Raw genomic sequence first — 13,065 nt, 5'->3', positions numbered from 1 at the left:
GCTGGTACATGGTGCGCATTCTCGTAGCCGACGACGACCGTGTGGTCGCCGATGTGGTCCGTCGCTATCTGCAACGCGACGGCATGGACGTCACGGTGGTGTCCAGCGGCGCGCAGGCGCTGGCCCAGATCGAGTCGAATCCGATCGATCTGGCGATCCTGGATGTGATGATGCCCGACGGCGACGGCATCACGGTGTGCGAGCAGATCCGCCGCGGCGATCACGCCGACCTGCCGGTCATCATGCTGACCGCTCTGGGCGAGGAAGACGACCGAGTCGCCGGACTCGAGTCCGGCGCCGACGACTACGTGGCCAAGCCCTTCAGTCCACGCGAGCTGAGTCTGCGGGTGCAGTCGGTGCTCCGGCGCGCGCAGGCGCCCCGATTCAGCAATGGGTCGCAGCTGTCCGACGGGCCGATCAGTGTCGACCAGGCGTCGTGTGCGGTGTTCGTCGGCCCGCGGAAGGTATCGACCACCAAACGTGAGTTCGACCTGCTGGTCTTCTTCCTCACCCATCCGGATGCGGTCTTCACCCGTGAGGAACTGCTCGATCAGGTGTGGGGTTGGACATTCGGCGACATCTCCACGGTCACCGTGCACGTCAAACGTCTACGGGCCAAACTGGGCGACGCGGCCAGGATCGAAACCGTGTGGGGTCGTGGATACCGCTGGAATGCCTCCGCATCGGAGTCGGATCGGGGACGTGCATGAACACCGAGACCCTGCGCATCTTCGGTGTGGCCCTGGCGATGACGGCGCCGATCGCCGCGGTGGGAGCCGGAGTGCTCTATCTCATCCGGGGAATGTCCCTGCGGGTCAACATGGTCGCGATCATCCTGGTACCGCTGTCCGCCACCTTCACCGCGATCTTCGGGATCAGCGGGTTCATGTTCACCGAGGACAGCTCCCGGGTGGCTGCGGTACTCGCAGCGGTCGCGCTGGTGACCGCCCCGCTCGCATTGATGCTCGGACACATGCAGGCGAAACGCACGGTGTGGGAGCGGCAGATGCGGGACCAGGAGCGCGCCGCGGAGCGGTCCCGCCGTGAACTCATCGCCTGGGTCAGCCACGATCTGCGGACACCGCTGGCCGACATCAAGGCGCTCGCCGAGGCGTTGTCGGACCAGGTGGTCACCTCGCCCGACGAGATCAGCGAATTCGCCCGCGAGATCGACACGAACACCATCCGTCTGTCGCAGATGGTCGACGATCTGTTCGAGATGTCGAGAATCAATTCCGGTGCAATGACATTGGAGTTCGAACCGATCGACGTGCGAGAGGTGGTCGACGAGGTCACCACTGCACTCGGCGGTGCCGCGCGCCGGGCCGGCGTCACGCTCGGCGTCGACGCGCCGGACGTCGCGGTGATCGCGACCGCGAGTTCGACCGCACTGTCACGGATTCTGACCAACCTCGTGGTCAACGCGATCGCCCACACCCGCGCCGGTGGTACGGTCGACCTCGTCGTCGCGCCCGCCGCTGCCGGGGTGTCCATCGTGGTCGACGACGACGGCGTGGGCATCCCCGAGGAGGACCTCCCGCGGATCTTCGAGGTGGCTTACCGCGGTACGAAGTCGCGGACCCCGATCAACGGCGACGGACTGCCGGTCGGGTCGGGGATGGGACTGGCGATCGCGCAGGGGCTGATCGCCGCGCACGCCGGTGAGATCACGGCGTCGAACACCGAGCGGGGGAGCCGATTCGAGGTGTTTCTGCCGCGCGTGGCATCCACGTCGCGGGCGCTCGGCACCGGGACGTCGTCGACGCCCGGGTGAGTCACGGTGCCGCCGGGTCACGCAGCGGCGCGGTCGCGAACTCGGCGAGCCCCTCGTCGGGCCCGATCCGCGCCGTGAACCCGAGCACCCGGTGTGCGCGGGCCGGATCGGCGACGATGTGCCGGATGTCGCCCGGGCGCACCTGGCCGGTCACCACCGGATCCGGGCCGTCGATCTGACGCGACAGGACCTCCGCCACGTCCTTGATCGCGATCGGCCGGCCGGAGCAGACATTCAGCGGAGTGAATCCGCCGATGTCGCAGGTGATCGCGGCGAGATTGGCCTCGGCGACATCGGCGACGTGGACGAAGTCGCGCATCTGACCGCCGTCCTCGAACACCAGGGGAGCCTGCCCGGCCGCGAGCCGTGATCGGAAGATCGACGCGACACCGGCATACGGGGTGTCTCGGGGCATGCCGGGACCGTAGACGTTGTGATAGCGCAGTGCGATCACCGCGCCCCCGGTGGCCAGCGACCACGCCCGTGCGTAGTGTTCCTGCGCGACCTTGCTGGCCGCGTAGAGGCTGAGGGGTGCCAGTGGGGCGTCCTCGTCGGTCAGCTCCCAGGTGATGGGTCTGTCGTCGGCCGTGCGGTACTCGAAGTCACCGGAACCGGTGCGCCGTGGATCCCGCTCCGGCAGTTCGGAGACCGGCCGGCCGTCGTCGGTGCGTAGGCGGCCGGGCCCGTAGACCACCATCGACGATGCGAGAACGAGACGCCCGCAGCCGGCGCGGTGCATGGCGGCCAGTACGGCTGCGGTCCCCAGGTCGTTGTGCCGGGCGTAGGCGGGTGCGTCCGCCATGGTCACGCCCATACCCACCATCGCGGCCTGGTGGCAGACGACGTCGACGCCATCGAGGAGATCGGTGAGCGCGTCCACGTCGGTGACGTCGACGCGTACCGTGCCCGGTGGTGGTTGCGAGGACGGACCGTGTGCCTCCGGAATCATCGCGTCGACCGCGACCACCTCGAAACCGCGGGAATCGAGCAGCTCGCGAACCGCCGACCCGATGAACCCCGCGGCCCCGGTCAGCGCAACCCGCGTCACGCCAGCTCTCGCATGATGGTATCGACATCGTAATGGGCTGTTGCACAGTCACACTCGGTGGTCAAATCAACCGCGAGGATCGCACCGAGGAGCAGCTTCGCGAAGGCGGGCAGGTTTCGTTCGAACTCGGCGAAGACCTCGGCGGCGGTCACGCCTTCTCCTTCGGAGACACCTGCGTCGAGATCGGTCACCAGGCAGGCGTTGGCGTAGCAGAGCTGGAGCTCGCGCGCCAGCACCGCCTCGGGGTGTCCGGTCATGTTGATCACCGACCAGCCCTGTGCGGCATACCATCGGCTCTCCGCCCGAGTGGAGAACCGAGGCCCGTCGATCACCACCAGGGTGCCGCCGTCACGAACGTCCGTGGATTGGCGGGTCATCGCGGTTCGTAGCCGCGGACAGTAAGGGTCGGCGAACGACGCGTGGATCGGACCGTACGGGTTTCCTGCGGGCAGACGATCGAAAAAGGTCTGCGGACGCCCGGACGTCCGGTCCACCAGCTGGTCGGGCACCACCACGGTGCCCTGACCCGCTTCTGTCTTCAGGCCGCCCACCGCCGATGCGCTGAGCACCCGCCGGACTCCGAGTTCGCGCAACGCCCAGAGGTTTGCGCGATAGGGAACGCTGTGCGGGAGAAACTCGTGGGCGACGCCATGCCGGGGGAGGAAGACGATGCGACGGCCGTCGATCCTCCCTTCGGTCAGTGGCGCCGACGGCGCGCCGAACGGCGTGGTGACGCGGTGTTCGACCACGTCGCTGAACGAGTCGTCCTCGGCCAGCCACGAATAGAACCCGGAACCCCCGATCACCCCGATGGCTGGTTCCTGCGATGTGTTGCGTTCGGCCATGGCGTCCATCTTGCGGGTGCGGCCCGTGAGGGGCCGACAGAATCGGGGGTCGGTCACTCTTTCGTTACGAACATGCCGACAGGCGAAGCGGGCAAGGGTGCGCCCGTTACGTTCCGGGGGTGAAGCGTATGGGAAGCCTCGTCGTCGGGCTGAGTGCTGCTGTGGCCATGGTCGGCGCAGTACCTGCCGCGGCCTCGGCAACCCCGTCATCGGGTGTCACGGCAACCACCCTCGCCGAGGCCGACATCCCCGCCGGCGTGGTGCCCTTCGTGCCCGCCGGCGTTCACGTCGCGCTGCGTGAGGTCACAATCGCGCCCGGTGGGACGACCGGTTGGCATTATCACGACGGTGATCTGTACGGGATCGTCCGATCCGGGACCCTGACGCATCCGGGGCCAGATTGTGTGCCGACCATCTATCGGCAGGGTGAGCTCATCACCGAGCCTCGCGGGCAGGCGAACACGCATCAGGGGCAGAACCTGGGTGCCGTGCCGGTGGTGCTCGACGTCGTCTATCTCATTCCGCTCGGCAAGCCTCTGTCGGAGGATGCGCCCGCCCCGGCCTGCGATCGGGCGTAGCGCTCCGGACGCCGCTCAGTCGCGGCGACGCAGCCGCAGACGTGGCGTGTCCCGCTCGTCGTTGACCCACGCGTAGTAGAAGCCGATCAGGATGCCGCCACCGACCAGGTTGCCCAGCAACACGATTCCGAGGTTGCCGAGGGCCGGTCCGACGTCGATGCCGTCCTGCAGCCCGACGATCATGAACAGCACGGTGTTGGCGACCGAGTGCTCGAAGTCGAGGAACGCGAACACGAACACCGCCGTGATCATCGCCATGATCTTGGCGATGTCCTCGTGCAGGTAGCCGTTGTACACCAAGAGCATCGCCAGATTGATCATGAAGTTACACAGGATCGCTCGGATGAAAAGATCGAGCCAGCCGGTGAAACCCTCACTGAGGTAACCGGTCTTGACGTCGACCGAATGCTGCATCGCCTCGAGGACGCGTTCGTTGACGAGCGTGGTGCCGCGCAGCAGGCCGGCCAGGAGAAGTCCACCGATGATGTTGCCGAGATAGCACAGGCCCAGGATGCGCGCCACGATCAGCGGAGTGACGCGGCGATAGTACGTGCCGATCGCCACGATCATCATGTTCGACGTCAGTAGCTCGGATTTCGTGTAGTAGATGAACACCAGCGCCCAACCGAACACGAATGCGCCGATCAGTTTGCCGACGACGTGGAGCTGATCGGGGTCGCTGCCCATTGTGTCGAACGCGGCGATGATCGTGTAGTTGATCAGGTAGAAGATCCCGATGATGATGCCCGCCATCGCGGCACGCTGAAGGTAGCGACGGCGCAGGTGCCCGGTCATCTTCCGCTTTGACTCGAGAACGTCGAGGGCGGTGCTGATGAAGAACTTTCCCGGGAACAGCTTGTTCACGTCGAAGTCTGGGCTGGTCATGGGTAAAACGATGGCACAAGTCGGCGGGCGTCGTCCGAGCGTCGCGAGGATTGGGCGGGCCGACGCTCGAGACCTTGCATGCAAGCATGCATGCAAGGGTGTTACAGTTCCTGACCATGCCAGAGCAGAGTCCGGTCGTGGCCGCCGAACGCGCTTACCTGACAGTGAGATCGCAGATCCTCAACGGTGAGTTGTCCGGTGGGCAGTTGGTCAGTGAGGTGAAGGTCGGCGCCGACCTCGGGATCAGTCGTACCCCGGTCCACGAGGCGTTCCTGCGTCTCGGCGCAGAGCAGTTGCTCGACCTCATCCCTCGTAAGGGTGCGATCGTGCGGCCGTTGACTCCGTCGGAGGCGTCTGACGTGCTGTCGATGCGCCGCGGTGTCGAGATCGGCGCGGCCGAGCAGCTCCTCGCGAAGCGCAGGCCGGACGATGCGGTGGCCGAGCGGCTGCTGGCGAACCTCGCGCGCCAGCGGGAGTACGTGAACTCCGGGGATGTCGACGCTTTCGTCGAGGCCGACGACGAGTTCCATGCGACCATGGTCGCCGCGTCGGGCAACCCCATCGCCTGCCACTTCTACGAGCAGCTCCGAGGCCGTCAGCAGCGGCTCCGGAACCTGCTGTTGCAGATCGATCCTGCCAATCTCGGCTCGTCGTTCGACGATCATGAGCAACTGGCGGCGTGCTTTCTCGATCGCGATGCCGTGGAGTTCGCGCGTTTGCTGACGGCGCATCTCGACCGCTACCAGGGGGCCATATGAGCATCGACGTGCTCCGACGTTCGCCCGCCGAATCGAGCCTGTCGGCCCGTACACCGGCGTGGGTCGTCGTGTTCGGCGCGTTGTTCGTCTGCGCGTGGTCGGGAAACCAGTTCAGTCCTTTGCTGTTGATGTATCGCGAGGTCGACCACTATTCGTCGGCGACGGTGACGCTGTTCCTCGGCGTCTACGTGGCCGGTCTGGCGCCTGCGCTGGTGATCGCTGGTGCCGCATCGGATCACCTCGGTCGTCGTCTGCCGATGGTGTGCGCGGTGGGCTTCGGCCTGTTGGGTAGCGGATTCCTCGCGCTCGACGGACTCGGCCAGATCCCGATCATGGTGGGCCGACTGTTGGCCGGTATGTCCGTTGGTACGGCGATGGCGGTCGGAACCAGTTGGCTCAAGGAGCTGTCGGTGCCGCCGCACGACCCGACCGCCGATGCCGGGGCGGGCGCGCGGCGGGCGTCGTTGGCGTTCACACTCGGCTCCGCGGTGGGTGCGCTCGTGGCCGGCTGTATCGCCCAGTGGGGGCCGCTACCGGAGATCCTCCCGTTCGTCATCCACATCGCCGTGACGATCCCGTTCGCGTGGCTGATCTGGCGGGCTCCCGAGACCGTGCACGCACACCAGGAGGCGGATTTCCGGTCGAGCCTGCGCGTGACGTCGGCGCGGCACCGTCGGTTCATGCGGGTGGTCCTCGTGTGTGGACCGTGGCTGTTCGTCGCGTGTGGACTGTCGTATGGCTATCAACCGGTGCTGCTGGCAGATGCCGCCGGCGGGCTCGGCCTGGCCTACGCCACCCTGCTGAGCGTGATCGCCTTGGGGTCGGGAGCACTGATCCAGCCCGTGGCGCGCCGCATCGATTCGGTGTCGAGCGCGCGCGGGATCGTCGTGGCGCTGTCGGCTCTGATCGTGGGAATCGTTGTCATGACAGTTGCCGTCACGGGCCAGCGGTTGGTGGTCGGGGTCGTGGCGAGCGTCGTACTGGGTGCCGGATTCGGCATCGGCCTGGTGTCCGGGCTGCTCGAGGTGCAGCGGATCGCCCCACCGCACGAGCTGGCGAAGCTCACCGGCATCTTCTACGCCGTCGCCTACATCGGCTTCGCCGCCCCCACCGTCCTGGCCGCCCTCACGCCGCCGTTCACCACCGTGCAGTTGCTGATGGTGTTGCTCGGACTGCTGGTGATCTCGCTGCTCGTCGTGCTCGGCGGGTCACGCAAGCATCTGCCCGACCGCACCTGAGGGATGTGCCCGGTCCGTCTGCTGGGCCGCCTGCGCATACGCCCTCCCCCCGGGGTCTCACCGCACATGATGTTTGCGGCACGTCTGAAGAGGCGCATCTGTGGGGCGCATCCCGATGCTCCACGGGCTCGTCGACTACAGAAACACCTCAGCCTGCACCCGGTGGACGGCGTGCAGGCTGAGGTGAGTGATGACCGGGGGATCAGTCGCGTGCAGCGGCCAATGCCTCGTTGAACGTCTTGCTCGGACGCATCACCGCCGCGGTTTTCTCGGAGTCCGGGAAGTAGTAGCCGCCGATGTCGACGGACGTCCCCTGCGCCTCGTTGAGCTCCCCGACGATCTGATCCTCGTTCTCCTTGAGGGTCTTGGCCAGCGACGCGAAGTGCTTGGCGAGGCCCTCGTCCTCGGTCTGCTCGGCGAGCGCCTGCGCCCAGTACATGGCCAGGTAGAACTGGCTGCCGCGGTTGTCGAGTTCACCGGTGGTGCGCGACGGTCCCTTGTTGTCTTCCAGCAGCTTGCCCGTCGCCGCGTCGAGCGCCTTGGCCAGGATCTCGGCCCGCTTGTCGCCGGTCTTCTTCCCGAGGTCTTCCAGGCTGACGGCGAGCGCGAGGAACTCGCCGAGCGAGTCCCACCGCAGGTGATTTTCCTCGATGAGCTGCTTGACGTGCTTGGGTGCCGAACCGCCGGCCCCCGTCTCGTACAGTCCGCCGCCGGCCATGAGCGGCACGATGGACAGCATCTTGGCGCTGGTGCCCAACTCGAGGATGGGGAACAGGTCGGTCAGGTAGTCGCGCAGGATGTTGCCGGTCGCCGAGATCGTGTCCAGTCCGCGGATCAGCCGCTCCATGGTGTAACGGATGGCCCGGACCTGCGACATGATCTGGATGTCGAGGCCCTCGGTGTCGTGATCCTTCAGGTACTTGTGCACCTTGGCGATCAGCTCGTTCTCGTGCGGGCGGTACGGATCCAGCCAGAACACGACGGGCATGCCCGAGTCGCGGGAGCGCGTCACGGCCAGTTTCACCCAGTCCTGGATGGGCGCGTCCTTGACGATGCACAGACGCCAGATGTCACCCTCTTCGACGTTCTGGGTCAGCAGCACCTCGCCGGTGGCCAGGTCGACGATGTTGGCGACGCCACCGGCCGGGACCTCGAAGGTCTTGTCGTGTGAGCCGTACTCCTCGGCCTTCTGCGCCATCAGACCGACGTTGGGAACGGTGCCCATCGTCGTCGGGTCGAACGCGCCGTTGGTCTTACAGAAGTTGATCATCTCCTGATAGATACGGGAGAAGGTCGACTCGGGGTTGACGGCCTTGGTGTCCTTGAGGCGGCCGTCCGCGCCGTACATCTTGCCGCCGGCGCGGATCATCGCCGGCATCGACGCATCGACGATGACATCGCTGGGGGAGTGGAAGTTCGAGATGCCGCGCGCCGAGTCGACCATGGCCAGCTCGGGACGGTGCTCGTGGCACTTGTGCAGGTCGTCGACGATCTCTTCGCGCTGCGCACTCGGCAGCGACTCGATCTTGGCGTAGAGGTCGGACAGACCGTTGTTGACGTTGACCCCGAGTTCGTCGAACAGTTCGCCGTGTTTGGCGAAGGCGTCCTTGTAGAAGACCTTGACGGCGTGACCGAAGACGATGGGGTGGCTGACCCGCATCATGGTTGCCTTCACATGCAGGGAGAACATCACGCCGGTCTCGTAGGCGTCCTCGATCTGCTCCTCGTAGAACTCGACGAGCGCCTTCTTGCTCATGAACATGCTGTCGATGACGTCGCCGTCGGTGAGTTTCACCTTCGGCTTGAGCACGAGGGTCTCGCCACCTTCGGTGATCAGCTCCATCTTGACCTCGCGGTCACCGGAGACCGTCATCGACTTCTCACCGTGGTAGAAGTCGCCCTCGGTCATGTGGGCGACGTGAGTGCGCGAGGCCATCGACCACTTGCCCATGCTGTGCGGGTGCTTGCGGGCGTACTCCTTGACCGCCTTGGGTGCGCGACGGTCGGAGTTACCTTCGCGGAGAACTGGATTGACGGCGCTACCCAGGCACTTGGTGTAGCGCTCGCGGATCTCGCGCTCTTCGTCGGTCTTCGGGCTGCCCGGGAAGTCGGGAAGGTTGTAGCCCTTCTCCTTGAGTTCCTTGATGGCGGCCAGCAGCTGCGGGACCGAAGCACTGATGTTGGGCAGCTTGATGATGTTGGTCTCGGGCAACTGCGTCAGGCGTCCCAGTTCACCCAGGTTGTCGGGCACACGTTGGTCGTCGCTCAGGTAGTCACCGAACTCGGCAAGGATACGGGTGGCCACCGAGATGTCGCTGGTCTCGACGTTGATGTCGGCGGCGTCGGCGAAGGCACGGATCACCGGCAGGAAGGCGTGCGTGGCGAGCATCGGCGCCTCGTCGGTCAGGGTGTAGATGATTGTCGGCTGATCCGTGCTCATGTGTGTTCCCAACTCCAGTCTCAGGTACGTGACGTTGTGGTTCGAGATTTTGTCTCGGCGTTACCAGTATCACGTCGGCGGGGGCATTGTGCGCAATGGTGGGGGTCGATTGGGCTGGGCCGTCCAGGAGTAAGCTTCGCTGACCTGCGCAGACGCCCTGATGCGCGCAGGGTCACACCACACGGACGCTGCCCGACAGGCGCCGGGCAAGCCAAACGCGCACTCGCCGACTTCCCGCGCATGTCGCGACACGCGCAGAAACTCGGCGGGTGCGCGTTTGGCAGAGAGCCTGCGGCAACCGGGTCCGAGGGGGCCGATGGGCCGGGTCAGAAGAAGGCGGGAGTGAGTTCGGCGTCTGTCGCGGCCACCACCTGGTCGACGGTCACCCCGGGTGCGGTCTCCCGCAGCAGTAGCGTGCCGTCGCCGACGACATCGATCACGGCGAGATTGGTGATGATGCGATCGACGATCGCCTCGCCGGTCAACGGGAGCGTGCAGGCATTCAGGATCTTGGGTCCGCCGCTGCGATCGGTGTGTTCCATGAGCACGATGACCCGCGCGGCGCCGTGCACGAGATCCATCGCGCCACCCATGCCCTTGACCATCTTTCCGGGCACCATCCAGTTGGCCAGATCGCCGGTGCGCGACACCTGCATCCCGCCGAGCACCGCGGTGTCGATGTGTCCGCCGCGGATCATGCCGAACGAGAGTGCCGAATCGAAGAAGGCAGCTCCGGGATTGACGGTGACGGTTTCCTTGCCGGCGTTGATCAGCTCGGGATCGACAGCGTCCTCGCTGGGATAGCCGCCGGTGCCGAGGATGCCGTTCTCCGAATGCAGAGTCACCCGCACGTCGTCGGAGAGGAACGACGGGATCAGGGTGGGCAGGCCGATACCGAGGTTCACATACTCGCCGTCGACCATCTCGGCCGCGGCGCGCGCGGCCATCTGGTCCCGGGTCCAGCCGGTTGGCGTGATCGTGGCAGTCATGGGGTCACTTCCCTTCGGCGGCGCGGACGGTGCGCTTCTCGATGCGTTTGGCCTGCGGGCCGGTGTGGACGATGCGTTGCACGAAGACGCCCGGCAGATGCACCTGGGCGGGATCGATCTCGCCGGGTTCGACGAGCTCTTCGACCTGGGCGACGGTGATACGTCCGGCCATCGCGGCCAGCGGGTTGAAGTTCAATGCGGTCTTCTCGAACACGAGATTGCCCTCGGTGTCACCCCGTCGGGCATGCACCAGCGCGAAGTCGGCGGTGATGGCCTCTTCCAGGACATAGCGTTTGTCGCCGAACACCCGGGTCTCCTTGGGGGGTGAGGCGACCGCGACCGACCCGTCGCTGTCGTACCGCCACGGCATGCCGCCGTTGGCGATCGGGCTGCCCACGCCGGCGGGGGTGAAGAACGCCGGTACGCCGGTGCCGCCCGCCCGTAGCCGCTCGGCGAGCGTGCCCTGTGGTGTCAGCTCGACCTCGAGTTCGCCGGCGAGGTACTGGCGGGCGAACTCCTTGTTCTCCCCGACATAGGAGGCCGTGACGCGAGCAATGCGTCCCAGGGACAACAGCACCCCGAGGCCGTAGTCGTCGATCCCGCAGTTGTTGGAGAACACCTCGAGTCCGGCGGCACCCGAGTCGGCGATCGCCGCGATCAGCGCGTCGGGCACACCACAGATACCGAACCCGCCGACGGCGAGAGTGGCGCCGTCCCCGATGTCTGCGACGGCGGCCTCAGCCGTCTCATGCACTTTCGAACTCATGCTTCTCCTTCCACGCGCGTCCATTCAGTAAACGCGGCAAGCTGGGATCGAGTGTCGATGAATGGGCACGTCGTAGGCAACCAGCTGGAGAAATTGGCCAGGAATTGCTCGTTTGGTGATCTGGAGCCCCAATTGGCGTCCATTGAATGAACGCTATGATCGACGTCGTGTCCGAAGAAAAGGGTGCGTCGGTGGTGGCGCGTGCGGCCGCGTTGCTGCGCGCGGTCGGCACCTCGGAGCCCGCAGGTGCGAGTACCACCGAGCTGGCGCTCATCGCCGGTCTGGCCCGACCGACCGCACATCGGTTGCTGTCGGCCCTGGTCGATGAAGGCCTCATCGACCGAGACAGCGCAACGGGGCGGTGGTCGTTGGGGCCGGAGCTCTATTTGCTCGGCTCGTCCGCGGCGACCCGCTACGACATCACCGATCAGGCCCGCGATGTGGTCGACCACGTTGCCCGGGAGACCGGAGAGAGTGCGTTCCTGTCTGCGCGGCGGGGCGACGAGACGGTCTGCGTTCTCGGCCAGGAAGGCAGCTTCCCGCTGCGCTCGCACGTCCTGCACGTGGGGATCCGATTCCCGCTCGGGGTCGCATCGGCGGGGCTCGCCATCCTCAGCCACCTCCCCGACGCCGAGATCGACCGCTATTTGCAGCGGGCTGATCTGGTGCCGCGCTGGGGCACATCACACTCCGTTTCGGGGATCCGCGAGCGCATCGACGCCACCCGGACCACCGGCTACGCAGTCAACCCGGGGCTGTTGGTGGAGGGCAGCTGGGGCATCGGCGCGGCGGTTTTCGACGGCGCGGGCCGACCGGCGTGGGCTCTGAGCGTCACCGGCGTCGAGACACGTTTCCGGCCCGACCGTCGGCATGAACTCGGATCGTTGCTGCTCGATCAGGCGCACGTCCTGTCCACGAGGTTGCGGGGATAGTGGCGCTGCTCGCGTGAGGACACTTATCTGAGGCCCGTAACCCGACTTCGCACGGCTACAGAGTCGGCGCGAGGTCGGCGAGGCGCGGCAGTACCACGTCACGCCAACCCGGTCCCATCTGAGCGAACGCGGCGGCCATGCGTGTGTCGTCGAGATCGAACCCGCAGTGCTCCAGGAAGAGTCGGGTGCCGTTCCCTTCGGCGACGAGTACCCAGGTCAGCGTCCAGTTCTCGGTGAACGTGTAGACAAACCGTGATGGTTCGTCGACCTCCAGCACACGGCAGGGTTGAAGCCCGAATTGATGCATGTCCAAGGTGAATTCGTGGCCGACGACCGGTCGCACGTCGCCGCGCCCCCACCACCGTTCGACGAGTTCGGGTTCGGTCAGGGTGCGCCAGACCGCTTCGGGGCGCGCCGCGACGAACTGATCGACCCGGATCACGGCGAAGCGGTCGGTGGAGGTGGATGAGTCGGTCATTCGAGATCCTCTGCGATGTCGGCGATATCGGACAGTCGGTCGCGCCAGAACCGTTCGAACGGGTGTATCCACTCGCCGAGTTCGGCGAGCGGCGCGGCGGTGAGGCGATAGATCCTCTGGCGCCCCCGGGCCTCGTCGGCGACGAGGCCGGCGTCCTTGAGCACCTTGAGGTGCTCGGCGACCGAGGAGCGGCTCAGCGAGAACCGGGTGCTGAGCTCACCGGCCGGGGCGGGTTCGGTCGCCAGGATCTCCAGCAACTGTCGGCGCACCGGGTTGGCGAGCGCAAGGAAGACGGTGTCCTCGGTGGTCACGCGCCCGACAATACGTCGGAAAT

At 66.2% G+C, this 13,065-nt stretch carries 14 protein-coding genes; 6 read left to right on the top strand and 8 right to left on the bottom strand.

The window, feature by feature from the left end:
• Positions 1-8: 8 nt before the first annotated feature.
• Together ACVT6V_RS28920 and ACVT6V_RS28915 are read left to right on the top strand one after the other, a co-directional pair.
• Complete coding sequence (locus ACVT6V_RS28920; RefSeq protein WP_489897488.1) at positions 9-710, top strand: response regulator transcription factor; 702 nt, start codon at positions 9-11, stop codon at positions 708-710.
• Positions 707-1,774 (top strand): sensor histidine kinase, encoded by a 1,068-nt coding sequence (locus ACVT6V_RS28915; RefSeq protein ID WP_489897487.1) that lies wholly within the window; start codon positions 707-709, stop codon positions 1,772-1,774. Before ACVT6V_RS28920 ends, ACVT6V_RS28915 begins: the two co-directional genes overlap by 4 nt.
• A 1-nt stretch (position 1,775) precedes the next feature.
• Here ACVT6V_RS28915 and ACVT6V_RS28910 read toward each other — a convergent pair whose 3' ends face one another.
• Positions 1,776-2,822 carry an NAD-dependent epimerase/dehydratase family protein gene (locus tag ACVT6V_RS28910; protein ID WP_489897486.1) on the bottom strand — a complete coding sequence of 349 codons (1,047 nt, stop codon included), beginning with the start codon at positions 2,820-2,822 and terminating at the stop codon, positions 1,776-1,778.
• Complete coding sequence (locus ACVT6V_RS28905; RefSeq protein ID WP_489897485.1) at positions 2,819-3,667, bottom strand: S-methyl-5'-thioadenosine phosphorylase; 849 nt, start codon at positions 3,665-3,667, stop codon at positions 2,819-2,821. The genes ACVT6V_RS28910 and ACVT6V_RS28905 overlap by 4 nt, the downstream gene beginning before the upstream one ends.
• 128 nt (positions 3,668-3,795) lie before the next feature.
• Here ACVT6V_RS28905 and ACVT6V_RS28900 point away from each other — a divergent pair, with 128 nt between their 5' ends.
• A complete protein-coding gene (locus ACVT6V_RS28900; protein WP_489897484.1) occupies positions 3,796-4,245 on the top strand; it encodes a cupin domain-containing protein in 450 nt (149 codons plus the stop codon).
• 15 nt (positions 4,246-4,260) lie between these two features.
• On the opposite strand, the gene ACVT6V_RS28895 is transcribed toward ACVT6V_RS28900, so the two are convergent.
• Positions 4,261-5,130: a formate/nitrite transporter family protein gene (locus tag ACVT6V_RS28895; protein WP_489897483.1), complete on the bottom strand. Its 870-nt coding sequence runs from the start codon at positions 5,128-5,130 to the stop codon at positions 4,261-4,263.
• 116 nt (positions 5,131-5,246) lie between these two features.
• Here ACVT6V_RS28895 and ACVT6V_RS28890 point away from each other — a divergent pair, with 116 nt between their 5' ends.
• Positions 5,247-5,888: a GntR family transcriptional regulator gene (locus ACVT6V_RS28890; RefSeq protein ID WP_489897482.1), complete on the top strand. Its 642-nt coding sequence runs from the start codon at positions 5,247-5,249 to the stop codon at positions 5,886-5,888.
• Positions 5,885-7,126: an MFS transporter gene (locus tag ACVT6V_RS28885; RefSeq protein WP_489897481.1), complete on the top strand. Its 1,242-nt coding sequence runs from the start codon at positions 5,885-5,887 to the stop codon at positions 7,124-7,126. The genes ACVT6V_RS28890 and ACVT6V_RS28885 overlap by 4 nt, the downstream gene beginning before the upstream one ends.
• A gap of 202 nt (positions 7,127-7,328) precedes the next feature.
• Here the strand turns inward: ACVT6V_RS28885 and ACVT6V_RS28880 are convergent, their stop codons facing one another.
• The 3 genes from ACVT6V_RS28880 to ACVT6V_RS28870 form a co-directional block, all read right to left on the bottom strand.
• A complete protein-coding gene (locus ACVT6V_RS28880; protein WP_489897480.1) occupies positions 7,329-9,566 on the bottom strand; it encodes an NADP-dependent isocitrate dehydrogenase in 2,238 nt (745 codons plus the stop codon).
• Positions 9,567-9,892: 326 nt separating this feature from the next.
• Positions 9,893-10,555 (bottom strand): 3-oxoacid CoA-transferase subunit B, encoded by a 663-nt coding sequence (locus ACVT6V_RS28875; RefSeq protein ID WP_489897479.1) that lies wholly within the window; start codon positions 10,553-10,555, stop codon positions 9,893-9,895.
• Between the two features lie 4 nt (positions 10,556-10,559).
• Positions 10,560-11,321, bottom strand: a complete 762-nt coding sequence (locus ACVT6V_RS28870) for a CoA transferase subunit A (protein ID WP_489897478.1) — start codon at positions 11,319-11,321, stop codon at positions 10,560-10,562.
• A gap of 146 nt (positions 11,322-11,467) precedes the next feature.
• On the opposite strand from ACVT6V_RS28870, the gene ACVT6V_RS28865 reads away from it, so the two are divergent.
• Positions 11,468-12,253 carry an IclR family transcriptional regulator gene (locus ACVT6V_RS28865; RefSeq protein WP_489897477.1) on the top strand — a complete coding sequence of 262 codons (786 nt, stop codon included), beginning with the start codon at positions 11,468-11,470 and terminating at the stop codon, positions 12,251-12,253.
• Between the two features lie 55 nt (positions 12,254-12,308).
• Here ACVT6V_RS28865 and ACVT6V_RS28860 read toward each other — a convergent pair whose 3' ends face one another.
• Both ACVT6V_RS28860 and ACVT6V_RS28855 read right to left on the bottom strand, forming a co-directional pair.
• Positions 12,309-12,731 (bottom strand): SRPBCC family protein, encoded by a 423-nt coding sequence (locus ACVT6V_RS28860; RefSeq protein ID WP_489897476.1) that lies wholly within the window; start codon positions 12,729-12,731, stop codon positions 12,309-12,311.
• Positions 12,728-13,042, bottom strand: coding sequence for an ArsR/SmtB family transcription factor (locus ACVT6V_RS28855; protein ID WP_489897475.1), 315 nt, complete (start codon positions 13,040-13,042; stop codon positions 12,728-12,730). Before ACVT6V_RS28855 ends, ACVT6V_RS28860 begins: the two co-directional genes overlap by 4 nt.
• Between the last annotated feature and the right edge of the window lie 23 nt (positions 13,043-13,065).

It is taken from the genome of Gordonia sp. LMA167 (assembly GCF_058130025.1).
This window is presented reverse-complemented; position numbering and strand designations above follow the sequence as displayed.

Excerpts from the sequence above, each read along its gene's own strand:
- ACVT6V_RS28860 (WP_489897476.1), bottom strand. The coding sequence starts at position 12,731 with ATGACCGACTCATCCACCTCCACCGACCGCTTCGCCGTGATCCGGGTC.
- ACVT6V_RS28875 (WP_489897479.1), bottom strand. The coding sequence starts at position 10,555 with ATGACTGCCACGATCACGCCAACCGGCTGGACCCGGGACCAGATGGCC.
- ACVT6V_RS28915 (WP_489897487.1), top strand. The coding sequence starts at position 707 with ATGAACACCGAGACCCTGCGCATCTTCGGTGTGGCCCTGGCGATGACG.
- ACVT6V_RS28885 (WP_489897481.1), top strand. The coding sequence starts at position 5,885 with ATGAGCATCGACGTGCTCCGACGTTCGCCCGCCGAATCGAGCCTGTCG.
- ACVT6V_RS28880 (WP_489897480.1), bottom strand. The coding sequence starts at position 9,566 with ATGAGCACGGATCAGCCGACAATCATCTACACCCTGACCGACGAGGCG.
- ACVT6V_RS28900 (WP_489897484.1), top strand. The coding sequence starts at position 3,796 with ATGGGAAGCCTCGTCGTCGGGCTGAGTGCTGCTGTGGCCATGGTCGGC.
- ACVT6V_RS28895 (WP_489897483.1), bottom strand. The coding sequence starts at position 5,130 with ATGACCAGCCCAGACTTCGACGTGAACAAGCTGTTCCCGGGAAAGTTC.
- ACVT6V_RS28865 (WP_489897477.1), top strand. The coding sequence starts at position 11,468 with ATGAACGCTATGATCGACGTCGTGTCCGAAGAAAAGGGTGCGTCGGTG.
- ACVT6V_RS28870 (WP_489897478.1), bottom strand. The coding sequence starts at position 11,321 with ATGAGTTCGAAAGTGCATGAGACGGCTGAGGCCGCCGTCGCAGACATC.
- ACVT6V_RS28905 (WP_489897485.1), bottom strand. The coding sequence starts at position 3,667 with ATGGCCGAACGCAACACATCGCAGGAACCAGCCATCGGGGTGATCGGG.
- ACVT6V_RS28890 (WP_489897482.1), top strand. The coding sequence starts at position 5,247 with ATGCCAGAGCAGAGTCCGGTCGTGGCCGCCGAACGCGCTTACCTGACA.
- ACVT6V_RS28920 (WP_489897488.1), top strand. The coding sequence starts at position 9 with ATGGTGCGCATTCTCGTAGCCGACGACGACCGTGTGGTCGCCGATGTG.